Origin of the sequence: Paractinoplanes brasiliensis, assembly GCF_004362215.1 — a bacterium.
Classification (GTDB): Bacteria; Actinomycetota; Actinomycetes; order Mycobacteriales; family Micromonosporaceae; genus Actinoplanes; species Actinoplanes brasiliensis.
Window position 1 is genome coordinate 166,214 of the sequence record NZ_SNWR01000002.1, and the last position, 16,370, is coordinate 182,583.

Below are 16,370 nucleotides of genomic sequence, written 5' to 3' on the forward strand. Positions count from 1 at the left end.
CCCCTCGAACGAGGCCCTCAGCGCAGGGCCGCAGCCCCCGCGTTGCGGATCGAGGCGTCGAGGACCTGCGCCGTGTGGGCCATGGGCAGTTCGGCGCCCTGGCGGCGTAGGGCGGCGGCCACCTGCATCATGCAGCCCGGGTTGGCCGTGACGAGCAGGTCGGCGCCGGTGGCGAGGATGTTCGCGGCTTTGCGGTCGCCCAGTTCGGCGGCCGGTATCGGGTTCAGGATGTTCCAGATTCCGGCGGAACCGCAGCACAGTTCGGGGTCGGCTATCTCGCGCAGTCGCAGTTCCGGAATTCCGCGCAGAAGGGCCCGCGGCTGGGTGCGGATTCCCTGGGCGTGGGCCAGATGGCAGGCGTCGTGATAGGCGACCGTCACGGGCAAGGGGTGCCGCGGCGCCACCGGGCCCAGTTCGTCGAGCAGTTCCGCCAGGTCGCGCACCTTCGCCGAGAAGGCCGCCGCCCGCGCGGCATAAGCAGGGTCGTCGGCCAGCAGTTCGCCGTATTCCTTCAGGGACGAGCCGCAGCCGGCCGCGTTGACGACGAAATAGTCCATGCCGGCATCCGCGAACACGTCGATCAGGCGGCGGGCGAAATCGAGTGCCTCGTCGCGTCGGCCGTTGTGGACGCTCAGTGCGCCGCAGCAACCCTGGCCGGGTGGGATCACGACGTCGCAACCCTCGGCGGCGAGGATGCGTACGGTGGCCGAATTGACCTCGGGGAAGAAAGCGCCCTGGACGCAGCCGGTCAGCATGCCGACCACCGCCCGCCGGGTGCCGCGGGCCGCCACCCGGCGCGGTGGGGCCGGCACTTTCCGCAGCTGGGGCGTGAGTGATTCCAGCGTCGACAGGGTGGGGCCGAGCCGGTCGAGCAATCCGCTGCGCGCCACCATTTTGCGCAAACCCGTTTTCTGGTACGCCCGCAGTGGCCCCCGCAAGAGGCGCAGCCGCCGCGGATAGGGGAACAGCGCGAAGATGGCTTTCCGGAGCAGTGAATCGGCGGGCCCGCGCGAGTACCGACGTTCGACCTGTGCCCGGGTGTCCTCGATGAGCCGGTCGTACTTGACGCCCGACGGGCACGCCGTCACGCACGACATGCAGCCCAGGCATTTGTCGAAATGGGAGACCATCGACGCGCTGAGCGGTTCGCCGGTGAGGCCCTCGTTCATCAGATAGATGCGGCCGCGCGGCGAATCGGCCTCGTTGCCCCACAGCACGTACGTCGGGCAGGTCGTCAAGCAGAAGCCGCAGTGCACACAATCCGCGATCAGCTCGGCTTTCGGCGGATGCTGGTCGTCGAAGGCCCCGGACTCCAGGGGCGCGAGCACATCGCGCGGCGGCTCACCGGTTCCCCACGTAGCGTCGACCACTAAATGCCTCCCACGAATCGCCCCGGCGCGAATCGGTGCGCGGGATCGAACTGGTCCTTGATGCGCCGCATCAGCGCGAGCCCCGGCACCGGCCCCCACATGTCCAAAATGTCCCTCACGGGAGAGGGTGCCGTCAGCACCACCGCGTGCCCGCCACCCCGCACGCACAACGCCCGCAGCCGCTCCACCTCGGTGATGCCCGACGCCGCGGCATAAAGCACCCCCGTCCCCGCCGACCCGCGCACCGTCGCCCCGGCGTCGAGCAGCGCCGGCACCTTCGACAGCGGCACCGACAGCTTCATCCCGATGCCGTCCGCATCCCACGGCGGCAAACCCCACCAGGCCGGGGCCGCGTCGGTGATTTCCCCGGCCAGCAGCTTCCCGAGCAGAGCAGACCTTTCCCGTACGCCCTCAGCAGTGCCCTCGATCAGCACAGCGAGCTCTCCCGTGGCCGAGTCGACCTCGATCGCCGTGGGCGCGACCCGGGCGGCCAGGATCGAGGGCACCGCCTGCGCCGGGGCGGTCGACCGCACGTACGCGTGCGCCGCAGGCCGCGGGTGCAGGCGGAAGACGCACTCGGTGATCAACCCCAGGGTCCCGTACGAGCCGGTGTAGAGCTTGCCGAGGTCGTAGCCGGCGACGTTCTTGACCACCTTGCCGCCCGCCCTGGTGATCGTGCCGTCCGGCCGTACGACGGTGATGCCGATCAGCAGGTCGCGTGCGGTGCCGTAGTGCAGCCGCCGCGGGCCGCTGGCCCCGGTCGCCACCGTGCCGCCGACGGTGGCGCCCGGCGGGTGGTCGAGGGCGAGCTGCTGGCCGCCCAGCTCGAGGTCGTCGAGCGGCGTGCCCGCCTTCAGCACCGTGATCAGGTCGCCCGCGGCGTGTTCCACCATCCCGGCCATCCGGGAGGTGTCGACGATCAGGTCGAGTTCGCGTGGGGCCGGCCCCCAGTGCAGCTTCGTGCCGCCGCCACGCACCACCACGGCCAGCCCCTGCGCCGCCGCGACCAGGGCGGCCGCCTCCTCGGTCGAGCCCGGCGCGGCCACCAGGCGAGCCGGCGCCCCACCCACGTGGTCGTCGTCCTTGGCGGGCCGGGTCAGCTCGTCGAGAACGCCCATCAGAAGACCTCGACGCCGGGGAAGCGCTCCCGCAGATCCGACCCCGGTTTCTCGCCGCACAGCCGCGGCGTCGGGAAGATCTTGCCGGGGTTGGACAGGGTCAGCGGGTCGAACGCGCACCGCACGAGCTGCATCGTCTCCAGGTCGTCGGGACCGAACATCCGCGGCATGTACTTCGACTTGTCCATGCCCACGCCGTGCTCCCCGGTGATCGACCCGCCGTACTCGATGCACAGGTCGATGATCGCCCCCGACACGGTCTCGGCCCGATCCGCCTCGCCCGCGTTCCGCGCGTCGAACAGGACGAGCGGATGCAGGTTGCCGTCCCCGGCGTGAAAGACATTGGCCACCCGTACGCCGTGCGCCTCAGCCACCTCCGAGATGCGCCGCAGCACCTCGGGCAGCGCCGTCCGCGGGATCACGCCGTCCTGCACGATGTAGTCGGGGCTGATCCGCCCGACAGCCGCGAACGCCGACTTGCGGCCCTTCCAGAACAGGGCCCGTTCCGCCTCGTCGGCCGCTGTCCGGATCTCGAACGCCCCGTTGGCTTCGCACAACCCGGTGACCTGCTCGAACTGGGCCTCGACCTCGGCCGCCGGGCCGTCCAGCTCGACGATCAGCACGGCCGCCGCCCCAGGCGGGTAACCGCAGGCGACGGCGGCCTCGGCGGCCTCGATGGCCAGCGCGTCCATCATCTCGATCGCGGCAGGCACCACCCCCGCTCCGATGATCGCCGAGGTGGCCGCCCCGGCCCGGTCGATGCTTCCGAAGGCGGCCAGCAGCGTGCGCACCGACTCGGGCAGACGGGTCAGCTTGACGGTGACCTCGGTCGCGATCCCGAGCGTGCCCTCCGACCCCACGAACGCGCCCACCAGGTCGTACCCCGGCGGGTCGAGCGCCCGCCCGCCGAGCCGGACGAGGTCGCCGTCGGGCGCGACGATCTGCAGCCCGGTCACGTGGTTGGTGGTGAAGCCGTACTTGAGGCAGTGCGCGCCGCCCGAGTTCTCGGCCACGTTGCCGCCGATCGAGCAGATCTGCTGGCTGGACGGGTCGGGCGCGTAGTAGTAGCCGTGCGGGGCGGACGCCTTCGTCACCTGCAGGTTGATCACGCCGGGCTCGACCACGGCCCGCTCGTCGGCCGGCGCCACCTCGACGATGCGGCGCATCTGCGCGGTCACGATCAGCACGCCCTCGGCGTGGGGGAGGGCGCCCCCGGAGAGCCCGGTTCCCGAGCCGCGGGCCACGTACGGCACCCCGGCTGCCACACACGCCTTGACCACGGCGGCGACCTGGGTGGCGGTGTGCGGCAGGGCGACCACGGCGGGCACGACCTTGTAGTGGGCGAGGCCGTCGCACTCGTACGTCCGCAGCTCCTGCCGGTCGGTGATGACCTGCTCGGCGCCCAGCTCGGAGCGCAGCCGCCGGATGAGCGCGTCGATGTCTGCCATGAGCCCTCCTTCCGGACAACCTAACCCGAGTGCTCACTCAGCGCGATGCTGTCGATCGGTCCCGTAGTAGTTGCCGCACCGCCCTCGGCCCGGCGCGCGGGTCTGGGATCATTGCCCGATGTTCGCTCGTGCTGCTGTGATCGGGACCTGTGCTCTGCTGCTGGTGGCCGGGTGTTCCGGCGACGACGACCCGGCCCCCGAGCCGACCGGTCTGCTCACCGTCACCACGATGCGCGGCGCGCTGCTGCAGGCGTCCGAGATCGGGCCCGCCTGGGCCGCCCCGCAGACCAGCGCCGACCCCAGCCGGCTGCCCAGCATCTGTGGCGGCACCACGACGGCCCCCAGCGCGCCGCCCGGCGGCGAGGTGGTCAGCGCGTCCTTCGTGGACGAGGGGCAGAAGGGCGCCCAGACGCTCGACCAGACCGCGTTCGTCTTCGGCGACGAGGCGCTGGCCACGGCGGCCCAGACGGCGTTGCGGGCGGTCGCCGACGGCTGCCAGGCCGAGGTGTCGGTGCCGGCCACCGTCAACGACGAGAAGGCCGAGCCGGCGTACACCGAAACTGTCGCGATCAAGACCCTCGACGAGTCGGGCTGGAAGGGCTTCGTGGTGATCCGGCACAAGAAGTACGAACCGGCTCACCCCAGCACGGCCGACACCGCGGTAGCCGTGCTGACCAGCCGCAACGTGGTTCTCGTGGACACGTACGCGATCTATCGCCTGAACACCTCGAGCCCGTCGCCGAACTTCGACGCGGACTGGCAGCGGCTGGTCGGCAGCGTGGTCCAGCGAGTCTCCTGACCCGGCGGGATAGACACGACGGCCCAGTGTCGTCTAATGTTCCGAGTGCGCCGTTGCGAGTTCTTCCCCCGTGGAATTCGCAGCGGCGTCTTACTTTTCCTACCCGGTGGTCACCGGCAGCGTGTCGAAGCCCCGGATGGTGAGGCTGTCCCGCCGCTGCGCGCCCTCGGCCCGCTTCAGGTTCGGCAGCCGCTCGAACAGCCGCGGAAAGGCGATCTCGGCTTCCAGCTTGGCCATCGGCGCCCCCAGGCAGTAATGCATGCCCCCGCCGAACGACAGCGACGTGTTGTCACCCCGCCGCAGGTCGAGCCGGTCGGGGTCGGGGAAGCGCCGCGCGTCGCGGTTGGCCGAACCCGTGTACGCCACGATCCGGTCGCCCGGCTGGAACGTCACTCCGGCCACCGTCGTGGTCTCCAGGGCCGTCCGGTCGATGTTCTGCACCGGTGAGTCGTAGCGCAGCAGCTCCTGCACGGCCGAGGCCGGATCGGCGAACAGGCACGGCAGCTGCTCGGGGTGCGCCAGCAGCGCCACCAGTCCGTTGGAGAGCAGGTTGGTGGTCGTCTCGAAACCGGCCGCGAACAGCAGCCCGGCCATCGTCAGCAACTCGTCCTCGGTGAGCCTGTCGCCGGCCTCCTCGTGGCCGACCAGGGCGCTCATCAGGTCCTCCCGCGGCCGTCGTCGTCGCTCGGCGGCCAGCCCGGCCAGATAATCCCGTACGGCCCGGGCCGCCGGGTTGGCCTTCGACAGCACTTCGGGGGTGATGTCGTCGAGCACCGCCGACCAGTCCGACACCAGGTGCTGGAACTGGGCCCGGTCGGCCGGCGGGATGCCGAGCAGCTCGCTGATCACGTTGCAGGGCAGCGGGAACGCGAACGCCGCGACGAAGTCGACGGTGCCGTCCATCTCGTCGATGAGGCCGTCGATCATCCGCTCGGTGGCCGGGCGCAGCGCCTGCACCCGCCGGGCGGTGAAGCTCGAGCTGACCAGCCGCCGCAGGCGGGTGTGGTCGGGCGGGTTGATGCCGAGCAGGCTGGTGAAGTAGCCGTACAGCGCCGGGTGGTCGGCCCAGTCGGCCAGGCCCGCGTGGGCCAGCATCTCGACGGGCATCTTGCCGAGCTTGTGATCGCGGGCGACGGCCGCGCACTCGGCGAACCGGGTCACGATCAGGGTGCCGTCGTCGGCACGCACAAAGGCGCCGATCTCGCGCAGACGCGCGTAGTGGCCGTACGGATCCTCGCGCCCCACCAGCGTGGTGAGCTCCTCCAGAAGTGCCGAAACCTCGCGACTTTCCACAATGTCCGCCACTACTTGACCATACAAGCTTGGACTTGAGCGCAGGAGTGTCCTAAGCTGCTGACGGTTCATCAACCACAGTTTATGAGGCCCTACATCGGGGGATGTGCAGCGGCGCGGTTCGGGCCCCTGCTCATGGGCGTCACCGTCGAGGGAGGAGGGCGTGGGTGGGCGCCTTCTCCATCGCCGAGAAACTGGACCGGTTGTTCCGGCAGCACAAGCCGGAGCCCAGCTACATGGCGGTGGCCGAGGCGGTTCGCTCCGGCCAGGGCGTGGCCATCTCGCACACCTACATCTGGCAGTTGCGCACCGGCCGCCGCGACAACCCGACCGTTGCGCACCTCACCGCGCTGGCCACCTACTTCGGTGTTCCGGTGGCGTATTTCATAGACGACGAGCAAACCCGGCGCATCGACGATCAACTTCAGTTGATGCAAACCATCCGCGCTGCGGGTGTCACCGAGATCGCGATGCGGGCGGCCGACATCTCGCCGCGCGGCCGCGATTTGATCAGCGAGCTGATCCAAAAGGTCTGGGAGTCGGAGCACAAGGCGGACGGCTGACGGGCTTCTTCCCCAATTTCCGGTACGCCCGGCTGACCGCGCTCAGCCACGCCACCTCATCGGCCATCTCGGGTCCGACCTGCGCCCAGCCGCCGGGCCGGTCCGGCGGTTCGGCCCCCGCGGCCCGGCGCCGCAGAGCCCCGGCTATGCGCGCAGCCTCGGCCTCGGGTCCGTCGCCCAGGTCGTCGCCGGGCAGATGGCCCCGCAGCGCCAGCATGCCGTCGCGGATCTCGATGACCCGGCGGTAGAGCCGCAGATGCACGTCGTCGGCGCCGGCCAGCTCGACGATCGCCCGGCGCGGCGAGAAGAGGATGATCTCGGGGAACGTGTCCCGCATGGTCGTCCACAGCGGCCGCAGCGTCACCAGCGACCGGTACGCGGCCACGGCGGCGCGCGCCCGCGGGAACGCGGTGGCCGCCCCGCCCGCCACCATCAGCAGCGCGCTGGCCGCCTGCACGACCTGCGCGGGCGGGTCGAGCGCGGCCAGGTCGACGGCAACGTCCGCGCCCAGCAGCACCATCACCCCGGCCCGGAAGAAAGCGTCGAGCGCGAGCAGGCCGGCCCCGGCCGCGAGCGACCGCAACGCCGCCCGTGACCACCGTACGGGTATCTCGGCGGCGATCGTCCAGAAGAAGCGCGCGGCCGCCGCCAGCGCCACCCCGATGTAGAGGTCGAGGGCGATCCAGTACGCCACCGCGCCGGTCGTCAGCTCGCCGATCAGCAGGCCGGGGGCGAGCGGGACCGAGACCGCCGCGATCAGCAGCAGGCTCAGCACCACGGCGCCCGACACCCGGTGCCTGTCCGGGCCGCTTCCGGTGACCAGCAGCAGGAACCGGAGCAGGAAGTACGCCGCGATCATCGCCGCCAGATGCTGGATCGCGCCGGCCCGGAACTCCTCGAAGTCCTCGGCGACGGGCGGATAGGCGGCGGTACGCGAGACGGCCAGCGCGAGCACGGCTGCGGTGAGCGCACGCTGCGGCTGGTCCCGCCAGAGCCCGGGCAGGCGCGTCACCGCCAGGCCCCACAACAGTGTCAGCAGGGCAGCGGAGAGGATCATTACGTCAGACCCAGCGCGTCCGTCGTCCGGCCGAGCGGGGTGCGCGGCGTACGGGCCGACCGGCCGCGGATCAGCGAGGCCATCATCTCGGCCTCGCGCTCCTGGTCGTCGGTGTAGCGGGCCCGGCCCAGCGCACGGCGTACGGCCCCCGGCTCGAGGTCGGGGAAGAGGGTGCCCAGCGCGGCGTCGGACCCGGAGTGTCCGCACAGGATGTGGGAGAGCTCGTGCAGGACGATGTGCTCGGCGTGCAACGGTGAGGTGCCCGGGTCGAAGAACACGTGATCGGCCCGGTCGGTGCCGATCCACAACCCGCAGGCCGCCTCGTCGCTGAGCCCGGGAACAGACCGGCGGAACAGCGGGCGGCCGCGGCGGGCGGCCACCTCGTCGCAGAACTGGTCGAGGTCGAACGGCACGGGCACACGGATCCCCCGCAGCCTTGCCTCGCACCGGCGTCGCAGTCCCTCCACCGCGGACACGGTACCCGTCCGTTTCGCTGCGCGGAACTGCGCGGAGAGAGCGCTTACCGAACAGGGGGTGTCGCACGCCTGTGGAAAACCCCACGGCACTGTTAACTATTAGGCCATCATCTGCATAGCCTTACGAACCTTGGGGCAGAAACCAGTTCGGCCGAGGAATCAAAACCGGAGGTGGCTGGCGATGACAAAGTTCGTCTACGACTTCGCCGAGGGAAACAAGGATCTCAAAGACCTTCTCGGGGGCAAGGGCGCCAATCTCGCGGAGATGACCAACCTCGGCCTGCCGGTCCCGGCGGGCTTCACGATCACGACCGAGGCGTGTCAGCGCTTCCTCGCCGAGGGCGCGCTCGTCGACGGTCTCGACGCCGAGATCGACCAGCATCTGGCCGCGCTCGAGCAGACCATGGGCCGCAAGCTCGGCGACCCGGCCGACCCGCTGCTGGTCTCCGTGCGCTCGGGCGCGAAGTTCTCGATGCCCGGCATGATGGAGACCGTCCTCAACGTGGGGCTCAACGACGAGTCGGTCGCGGGGCTCAGCCGCCAGGCCGGGGGCAACGACCGCTTCGCGTGGGACTCCTACCGCCGCCTCATCCAGATGTTCGGCAAGACCGTCTGCGACGTGCCCGGCGAGGAATTCTCCGACGCGCTGCACAAGGCGAAGGTGGCCAAGGGCGTCAAGGACGACGTGCAGCTCGACGCCGGCGATTTGAAAGAGCTCGTGGCGGCGTACAAGAAGGTCTTCGTCAAGCACGTCGGTCACGATTTCCCGCAGGATCCGCGCCAGCAGCTCGAATTGGCGATCGAGGCCGTGTTCAAATCCTGGAACGCCGACCGGGCCGTCCTCTACCGCCGCCAGGAGCGCATCCCGGCCGACCTGGGCACGGCGGTCAACGTCGTCGCGATGGTCTTCGGCAACCTCGGCCCCGACTCCGGCACGGGCGTCGCGTTCACCCGCGACCCGGCCACCGGCGAGAGCGGCATCTACGGCGACTACCTGCAGAACGCGCAGGGCGAGGACGTCGTGGCCGGCATCCGCAACACGCTGCCGCTGGCCGATCTCGAAAAGATCGACAAGAGGTCGTACGACGAACTGCTGCGCATCATGGCGACGCTCGAAGGCCACTACCACGACCTGTGCGACATCGAGTTCACGATCGAGCGCGGCAAGCTGTGGATGCTGCAGACCCGCGTCGGCAAGCGCACCGCGGCGGCCGCCTTCACGATCGCCGCGCAGCTCGTCGACGAAGGCATGATCGACCTCGACGAGGCGCTCACCCGGGTCTCCGGTGCGCAGCTGGCGCAGCTGATGTTCCCCCGCTTCGACCTCTCGTCCGACCCGGCCGTGCTCACCCGCGGCGTCGGCGCCTCACCCGGCGCGGCCTACGGCAAGGTCGTCTTCACGGCCGCGCACGCCGTCGAGCAGGCGGCCGCCGGGGAACAGGTGATCCTCGTACGCCGTGAGACGAACCCGGACGACCTGGCCGGCATGATCGCGGCGCAGGGCATCCTCACCTCCCGCGGCGGCAAGACCTCGCACGCCGCCGTCGTCGCCCGCGGCATGGGCAAGACCTGCGTCTGCGGCGCCGACCAGGTCGAGGTGGGCCGCGACCAGTTCACGGTCGACGGCCAGATCGTGCGCGAGGGCGACGTCATCTCGATCGACGGCACCACCGGCCGGGTCTACCTCGGCGAGGTACCCGTACGCCCGTCCGAGGTGGTGCAGTACTTCGAGGGCGACCTCGACCCGGCGCAGGCCAACGAGCCGCTGGTTGCCGCCGTGCACCTGCTCATGACCCACGCCGACTCGCGGGCCGCCCTGCGGGTGCGTACCAACGCCGACTCCGGTCCCGACGCCGCCCGCGCCCGCCGTTTCGGCGCCCGCGGCATCGGGCTGTGCCGCACCGAGCACATGTTCCTCGGCGACCGTCGCGAGCTGGTCGAACGCCTGATCCTGGCGCCTACCAAGGCCGAACGCGACGACGCCCTGGCCGCTCTGCAGCCGTTGCAGAGGGCAGACTTCCTCGAGATCTTCCGCGAGATGAACGGGCTGCCGGTCACTGTGCGTTTGATCGACCCGCCGCTGCACGAGTTCCTGCCCTCGTTGGAGGAGTTGGCGGTGCAGGTGGCGGTGGCCAAGGCGCGGGGTGAGGAGTCCGAACGCGACGAGCGGATGCTGGCCGCGGTGCGGCGCATGCACGAGCAGAACCCGATGCTCGGCCTGCGCGGCGTGCGGCTGGGCCTGGTCATCCCCGGTCTGTTCGCCATGCAGGTGCGGGCGATCGCCGAGGCCGCGGTGGCCCTGGCGGCCGAGGGCGGCAACCCGCGCCCCGAGATCATGGTCCCGCTGGTCGGCGCCGTGCAGGAGCTCGAGACCGTACGCGCGGAGGCCGAGAAGATCATCGCCGAGGTGGTCGGCGACTCCGGTGTCGAGGTGCTGATCGGCACGATGATCGAGGTGCCGCGGGCCGCGCTGACCGCCGGGCAGATCGCCGAGGCGGCCGAGTTCTTCTCGTTCGGCACCAACGACCTGACCCAGATGGCGTGGGGCTTCTCGCGCGACGACGTCGAGGGCGCGTTCTTCTGGCGCTACCTGGAACTGGGCATTTTCGGCATCTCGCCGTTCGAGTCGATCGACCGCGACGGGGTGGGCCGGCTCGTGCGGATCGCCGCCGAGGAAGGGCGGGCGCAGCGGCCCGGTCTCAAGCTCGGGGTCTGCGGTGAGCACGGCGGTGACCCGGAGTCGGTGCACTTCTTCCACGAGGTCGGGCTCGACTACGTCTCCTGCTCGCCGTTCCGGGTGCCCGTCGCCCGGCTCGAGGCCGGCCGGGCGGCCGTCGAATCCGCCGGGTCCGACCACCGCTGACCGCTTTCGCCGGTTTCTGTGGTGTCGCCGTCCGGGTGCTGGTCGCCCGGACGGCGGTCTTTTTCCCGGGAAAAGGTCTAGCGTCGGCGCTGAACGTTCTCGCCCAGCCCAGGGAGTCCGCGATGGCGTCTCAGCTCAACCCGTACCTGACGTTCGACGGCAACGCTCGCGAGGCCATGGAGTTCTACCACGCAGTCCTCGGCGGCGACCTCAAGGTCAACACCTTCGGCGAGTTCGGCGCGCCCGACCCGGCGCTCGCCGACAAGATCATGCACGCGATGCTCACCACCGACAAGGGCTACGTGCTCATGGCCTCGGACACGGCGCCTGGCATGGACTTCAGCCCCGGCAACACGATCACCGTCAGCCTCAGCGGCGACCCCGGCGAGGGGCTCGAGGAGGTCTGGGAGAAGCTTGCCGACGGCGGCACCGTGCAGCTGCCGTTCGAGAAGCAGATGTGGGGCGACCTTTACGGCCAGCTCATCGACAAGTACGGCGTCCCGTGGATGATCGACGTGGTCGCCCCGCAGTAGTCGCCCCCGCAGTAGTCGCCCCGGCAGTAGTCCGCGCCGCGGCGGGCCGGGCGCCTCAGCACGCCCGACCCGCCCGGCTCAGCTGCCGGCCGAGGGCGGGGTCTCGCACAGGTTGGCCGTGGCGATGGAGAGCACTCGCTGCGCCTTCTTGACGTCGGTCTCGAAGAGGCTGATCGCGTCGTTGACCTGCTCGCCGGTCGTCATGCCGTTCCGCGCGTCCAGGCACAGGTTGTAGCCGTTGTCGATCGCGGTCTTCTCATCGGCCACCAGGGCCGGGTCGATGGCGCGCAACGCCTTGAGGTACGTCGCCTCGTCCCCCTTGGGCACTCCCTTGCCGGTGTCGTCGACGGCCGTCGCCTTCGGTGCGTCGTCGTCGGACCCCGTGCAGGCGGAGAGCGACCCCAGCCCGGCCAGAGCCACCAGAACGGTGCCCGTCACGACAAGACGTGCCCCCACAGTGCGTCCCCCTCATGTCGATCTTCGCAGTGTGTTGTACCGCCAGGCACGGTACGGCCCTCCCGCCCGGCCCGTAACAACCCCCCCAGCCATCTTTTCCAGCCGAGCGGCCACCCCGCGCGGCGTGGGCGCGTTGATCGCCGGCGGGCGGTGGAGGTGGGTTTGTGGCCGGCGGGCGGTGGTTGCGGGCTGTGGGCGGGCGGTGGAACTGGGTGGTGGCCGGCGGGCGTGGGTCGCCGGGCGGCGCAACCGCGCGGCGCAACCGCGGGCCTGTCAGTGATAGTCGGGCGGTGGCTCGCTGTCGTATTCGTAGTCCGGCGGCTCCTCGTCGAAGATGAAGGGCGGCTCCGAATCGGCGTCGCCGAACCGGGACGGGCCGGTGGGCCGGGTGCGAGCCGGCGACGCCGCAGAACCCGCGGACCGAGCCGCGGCCCCCGAGTCCGGAACCCGTGACGGCGCGCCTCCCGAGTCCGGAACCCGTGACGGCGCCGCGCCCGGGGCCCCCGAAGACGCCGCGCCGCCGGCCGGAGTGCCGGCCGAGCCGTGCAGCGTGTCGAGGACGGACTGGCCGAACTTGGCCAGCTTGTTCTGACCGACGCCGCTGACCGTGCCGAGCTGTTCGAGCGTCGAAGGGTTGAGTGCCGCGATCGCTCGCAGCGTCGCGTCGTGGAAGATCACGTAGGCGGGCATGCCCTGTTCCTTCGCGACCGAGGCCCGCCAGGCGCGCAGCTTCTCGAAGGTCGACGCGTCGGCGGGGGAGAGGTCGACGGCGGCCGCCCGTTGCTTGGGGGCGCGGACCTTGGCCGGCGCTTCGCGCCGCATCATCACCTTGGTCTCGCCCCGCAGCACCCCGGCGCTGGCATCGGTCAGCACCAGCGTGCTGTACTCGCCCTCGACCGCCAGCAGCCCCGCCGCCAGCAGTTTGCGCACCACCCCGCGCCACTCGCTCTCGCGCAGCTCGGCGCCGATGCCGAACACCGACAGCTCGTGGTGGCGGAACCGCTTGACCTTGTCGGTCTCCTTGCCGAGCAGGATGTCGATGGACTGCCCGGCCCCGAATTTCTGCCCCCGCTCCCGCTGCAGCCGCAGCACCGTCGACAACAGTTTCTGCGCCGCGACCGTGCCGTCCCACGATTCCGGTGGCGCCAGGCAGGTGTCGCAATTGCCGCAATTCTCCGACATGGCGGTCTGTCCGAAGTAGTTCAGCAGCTGCGCCCGGCGGCACGTCACCGTTTCGCACAGCGCCAGCATCGCGTCGAGATGCTGCGCGGCGTTGCGCCGGTAGGCCAGATCCCCGTCCGAGCTGTCGATCATCTTGCGCTGCTGCACCACGTCCTGCAGCCCGTACGCCAGCCAGGCCGTCGACGGCAGCCCGTCGCGCCCGGCCCGGCCGGTTTCCTGGTAGTAGCCCTCGACGGACTTGGGCAGGTCGAGGTGGGCCACGAATCGGACGTCGGGCTTGTCGATGCCCATGCCGAAGGCGATCGTCGCCACCATGACCAGCCCGTCCTCGCGCAGGAAGCGGGACTGGTTGGCCGCGCGCACCCGGTTGTCGAGCCCGGCGTGATAGGGCAGCGCGGAGATCCCGTTCTGCACCAGGAACTCGGCTGTGCGCTCCACCGAGGCGCGCGACAGGCAGTACACGATGCCGGAATCGCCGGGATGTTCGGTGCGCAGCAGGTCGAGCAGCTGCTTGCGGGGCTCGTTCTTCGGCACGATCCGGTATTGGATGTTGGGCCGGTCGAAGCTGGCCGTGAAGTGCCGCGCGCCGATGAGCTGCAGGCGGGTCGCGATCTCGTCGCGGGTGGCCGTCGTGGCGGTGGCCGTCAGCGCGATGCGCGGCACCTCGGGCCAGCGCTCGTGCAGCATCGACAGGCCCAGATAGTCGGGCCGGAAGTCGTGCCCCCACTGCGACACGCAGTGCGCCTCGTCGATCGCGAACAGCGAGATCTTGCCCCGGTCGAGCAGCCGCTGGGTGGCCGCCACACCGAGCCCCTCGGGCGCGACGTAGAGCAGGTCGAGGTCGCCGTTGACGAATTCCGCCTCGACCGTGCGCCGCTCGTCGTAGTCCTGCGCGGAGTTGAGGAAGCCGGCCCTGACGCCGACCGTGCGCAGCGCGTCGACCTGGTCCTGCATCAGCGCGATCAGGGGGGAGATGACGACGCCGGTGCCCGGGCGCACGAGGGCCGGGATCTGATAGCACAGCGACTTGCCGCCACCGGTCGGCATCAGCACCAGCGCGTCGCCGCCGGCGGCCACGTGCTCGATGATCTCGTGTTGCTGCCCGCGGAACGACGGGTAGCCGAACACCCGGTTGAGGACGTCGACCGCGCCCGAGCCGTACGCGGAAACCTGGTCTGCCGAAGTCACCCCGCGACAGTACAGAGAAACGCCGCCCTCGCGCGAAGCCCTGTGGACAACCCCCGGCCTGTGGACAACCGGCCGGCGGCCCGACGATCTTGCTATGCGCCGCGGGGCGACAGCGACACCAGCGCGAGGATCAATTGCGCTGGTGAACCGGCTTCCGCGTCCAGGACCAGGGCGGCTTTCTGGGCCTCGTGCCGCCCCCTGACGTAGTGCAGCGCCGACACGCCCGCGCTGGACAGGTGGGTCACCGCCGAGAGGTCCACCGTCAGGGGGACTGTGCCACCCCGGCTGCGGCGCAGCAGTTCCTGGCGGGCGGGCACCGCTGTGGTCGCGTCGAGAGGCCCCTCGACGCGGACCCTGGTCTCGTCGCCGCCGGGCAGCTCGACGATGCGGAACTCCGGTTCGGCTCGGGGCTCGCCGCGGTGCGGACGCGGGGACGTCGCCATGGCGACGTCCAGCAGCCGCGCGGGACGGCTCAGCAGCTTCTCGACCGCGGCGGCCGTTCCCCCGGCGTCGCGGTCGACCTTGAGATGGTCGACCAGCTGCGCGGCCAGGGCCAGCCCGCGGCCACGGGTGACGCTGGCCCGCGGTTCCTGCCACTTGCCCTCGTCGCGCACCGAGGCCGTCACCGCCCCGGCGGGGGTCAGCGAGGCCTGGACCGTCACGGTCGACGACGGGGACGAGCCGGCGTGCTCGATCGCGTTGGCCAGCAGTTCACCCATCGCGTGCTGCAGGGCGAAGGTGTCCTCGACGGTGGCGCCGACCGCGGTCAGCCACTCGCCCAGCGCCCGCCGGGTCGTGCGCAGCTCGATGGGGGAGGCGGACAGGCTCAGGCGCATGTCGGGTACGACCGGCACGCGCTGCACGGCCAGCAGCGTGATGTCGTCGGTGTGGCCGGTCGCGCGGACCAGCAGTTCGACCGTCTGGTTGCAGACCCGCTCGGCCGGTGAGGCAGCCGGATCGTGCAGGGCCCGGCCGGCGGCGCTGTCGGCCGCCACCTGAGCCAGCTCCGACGAGCTGGTGGCGTGGGTGCGGCCGGGGCGTTCGAGGATGCCGTCGCTGTAGAGCAACAGCAGTTCATCCGCGTCGAGCCGGTCGGAGCGTACGGGGAAGGCTCCGCCGGTGCCCAGCGGCGCCCCGCCGGTCGGAGCCAGGTAACGCGTCGAGCCGTCCAGGGTGATCACCAGCGGCGCGGGGTGGCCGGCCGTGCAGTACGTGATCTCGCCGCTGACCGGGTCGAGTGCCACCAGCACCACCGTGGTCGCGTGGGCGGCCGGCACCCGCGACGCGAACCGGTCGGCCGCGGCCAGCGCCTCGACGATGCCCGCGCCGTCCTCCAGCCTGTCCTGCAGCACCGCGCGGAGCTGGCCCATCACGCCTGACGCGCGCACCCCGTGGCCGACCACGTCACCGACGATGAGGGCGATGCGCCCGTCGCGCTGGGCGACGGCGTCGAACCAGTCCCCACCGGCGGCCGTGTCGGCCTCGGCCAGCAGATAGCTGGCGGCGACCCGCGCCCCGGGCAGCACCGGCAGACCGGGCGGCAACAGCTCGCGCTGCAGGGCCGTCACGACGCTGCGGCTTTCCTCGTAGCGCTGCCGCAGCTCGGCTGTCTGTGCGGCGGCGTCCTGCCGTTGCCGCACCATCTCGGTGACGTCGAAGCCGACGCCGATAACGCCTCGCCGTTCGCCGTCGACCGTCCACGGCGTGATGCTGAAATTCACGTACAACTCGTTCACCGAGCCGTCGGGCGCCGTGAGGTGAACCCGCCACTCGCGCCCGTCGACCGGCTCGCCGGTGCGGTAGACCTCGTGGCAGGCGTCCACGATCTGCTGCCCCATCAGGTCGCTGAGCACCTCGCGGATGGGCCGCCTGCGGAACTCGCGGCCCGGGATCACCGCTCGGGTGGCCGCGTTGAGCGTGAGCACCCGCAGCTCGGGCCCCTCGAAGACGGTCAGGATGAAGGGCACCTGGTCGACCGCGGTGAGCAGCAGCGTGGGGTCGTGGGCCATGGGCTCATCCTGCCG

General features: G+C 71.0%; 13 protein-coding genes. 4 read left to right on the top strand and 9 right to left on the bottom strand.

Annotation, left to right across the window (positions count from 1 at the left end):
* Positions 1-17: 17 nt before the first annotated feature.
* Genes C8E87_RS32760 through C8E87_RS32770 form a run of 3 tightly spaced genes read right to left on the bottom strand, consistent with a single transcriptional unit; the run spans position 18 to position 3,936 of the window.
* Positions 18-1,370, bottom strand: coding sequence for a (Fe-S)-binding protein (locus tag C8E87_RS32760; protein ID WP_203720617.1), 1,353 nt, complete (start codon positions 1,368-1,370; stop codon positions 18-20).
* On the bottom strand, positions 1,370-2,488 hold the full coding sequence (locus C8E87_RS32765; RefSeq protein ID WP_133877328.1) for an FAD-binding oxidoreductase: 1,119 nt from the start codon (positions 2,486-2,488) through the stop codon (positions 1,370-1,372). The genes C8E87_RS32760 and C8E87_RS32765 overlap by 1 nt, the downstream gene beginning before the upstream one ends.
* On the bottom strand, positions 2,488-3,936 hold the full coding sequence (locus tag C8E87_RS32770; protein ID WP_133877329.1) for an FAD-linked oxidase C-terminal domain-containing protein: 1,449 nt from the start codon (positions 3,934-3,936) through the stop codon (positions 2,488-2,490). Before C8E87_RS32770 ends, C8E87_RS32765 begins: the two co-directional genes overlap by 1 nt.
* A gap of 118 nt (positions 3,937-4,054) precedes the next feature.
* Here C8E87_RS32770 and C8E87_RS32775 point away from each other — a divergent pair, with 118 nt between their 5' ends.
* The gene (locus C8E87_RS32775) at positions 4,055-4,735 is read left to right on the top strand and encodes a hypothetical protein (protein WP_133877330.1); all 681 of its coding nucleotides are present in this window, start codon (positions 4,055-4,057) and stop codon (positions 4,733-4,735) included.
* A gap of 99 nt (positions 4,736-4,834) precedes the next feature.
* Here C8E87_RS32775 and C8E87_RS32780 read toward each other — a convergent pair whose 3' ends face one another.
* Positions 4,835-6,040, bottom strand: coding sequence for a cytochrome P450 (locus C8E87_RS32780; protein ID WP_133877331.1), 1,206 nt, complete (start codon positions 6,038-6,040; stop codon positions 4,835-4,837).
* A gap of 155 nt (positions 6,041-6,195) precedes the next feature.
* On the opposite strand from C8E87_RS32780, the gene C8E87_RS32785 reads away from it, so the two are divergent.
* Entirely contained in the window at positions 6,196-6,591 is a 396-nt protein-coding gene (locus tag C8E87_RS32785; RefSeq protein WP_133877332.1) for a helix-turn-helix domain-containing protein, read from the top strand.
* Here C8E87_RS32785 and C8E87_RS32790 read toward each other — a convergent pair.
* Both C8E87_RS32790 and C8E87_RS32795 read right to left on the bottom strand, forming a co-directional pair.
* On the bottom strand, positions 6,539-7,648 hold the full coding sequence (locus C8E87_RS32790; protein ID WP_133877333.1) for an MAB_1171c family putative transporter: 1,110 nt from the start codon (positions 7,646-7,648) through the stop codon (positions 6,539-6,541). The genes C8E87_RS32785 and C8E87_RS32790 overlap by 53 nt on opposite strands.
* On the bottom strand, positions 7,648-8,115 hold the full coding sequence (locus C8E87_RS32795) for a hypothetical protein (protein WP_239080166.1): 468 nt from the start codon (positions 8,113-8,115) through the stop codon (positions 7,648-7,650). Before C8E87_RS32795 ends, C8E87_RS32790 begins: the two co-directional genes overlap by 1 nt.
* Before the next feature lie 190 nt (positions 8,116-8,305).
* On the opposite strand from C8E87_RS32795, the gene ppdK reads away from it, so the two are divergent.
* Positions 8,306-10,987 (top strand): pyruvate, phosphate dikinase, encoded by a 2,682-nt coding sequence (ppdK, locus tag C8E87_RS32800; protein WP_133877334.1) that lies wholly within the window; start codon positions 8,306-8,308, stop codon positions 10,985-10,987.
* 122 nt (positions 10,988-11,109) lie between these two features.
* Positions 11,110-11,520, top strand: coding sequence for a VOC family protein (locus C8E87_RS32805; RefSeq protein ID WP_133877335.1), 411 nt, complete (start codon positions 11,110-11,112; stop codon positions 11,518-11,520).
* Between the two features lie 78 nt (positions 11,521-11,598).
* Here C8E87_RS32805 and C8E87_RS32810 read toward each other — a convergent pair whose 3' ends face one another.
* The 3 genes from C8E87_RS32810 to C8E87_RS32820 all read right to left on the bottom strand — a co-directional run bounded on the left by C8E87_RS32810 (position 11,599) and on the right by C8E87_RS32820 (position 16,355).
* On the bottom strand, positions 11,599-11,958 hold the full coding sequence (locus C8E87_RS32810; protein WP_133877336.1) for a DUF732 domain-containing protein: 360 nt from the start codon (positions 11,956-11,958) through the stop codon (positions 11,599-11,601).
* 291 nt (positions 11,959-12,249) lie between these two features.
* Positions 12,250-14,346 (bottom strand): DNA helicase RecQ, encoded by a 2,097-nt coding sequence (recQ, locus tag C8E87_RS32815; RefSeq protein WP_133877337.1) that lies wholly within the window; start codon positions 14,344-14,346, stop codon positions 12,250-12,252.
* A gap of 92 nt (positions 14,347-14,438) precedes the next feature.
* Entirely contained in the window at positions 14,439-16,355 is a 1,917-nt protein-coding gene (locus tag C8E87_RS32820) for a SpoIIE family protein phosphatase (protein WP_133877338.1), read from the bottom strand.
* Between the last annotated feature and the right edge of the window lie 15 nt (positions 16,356-16,370).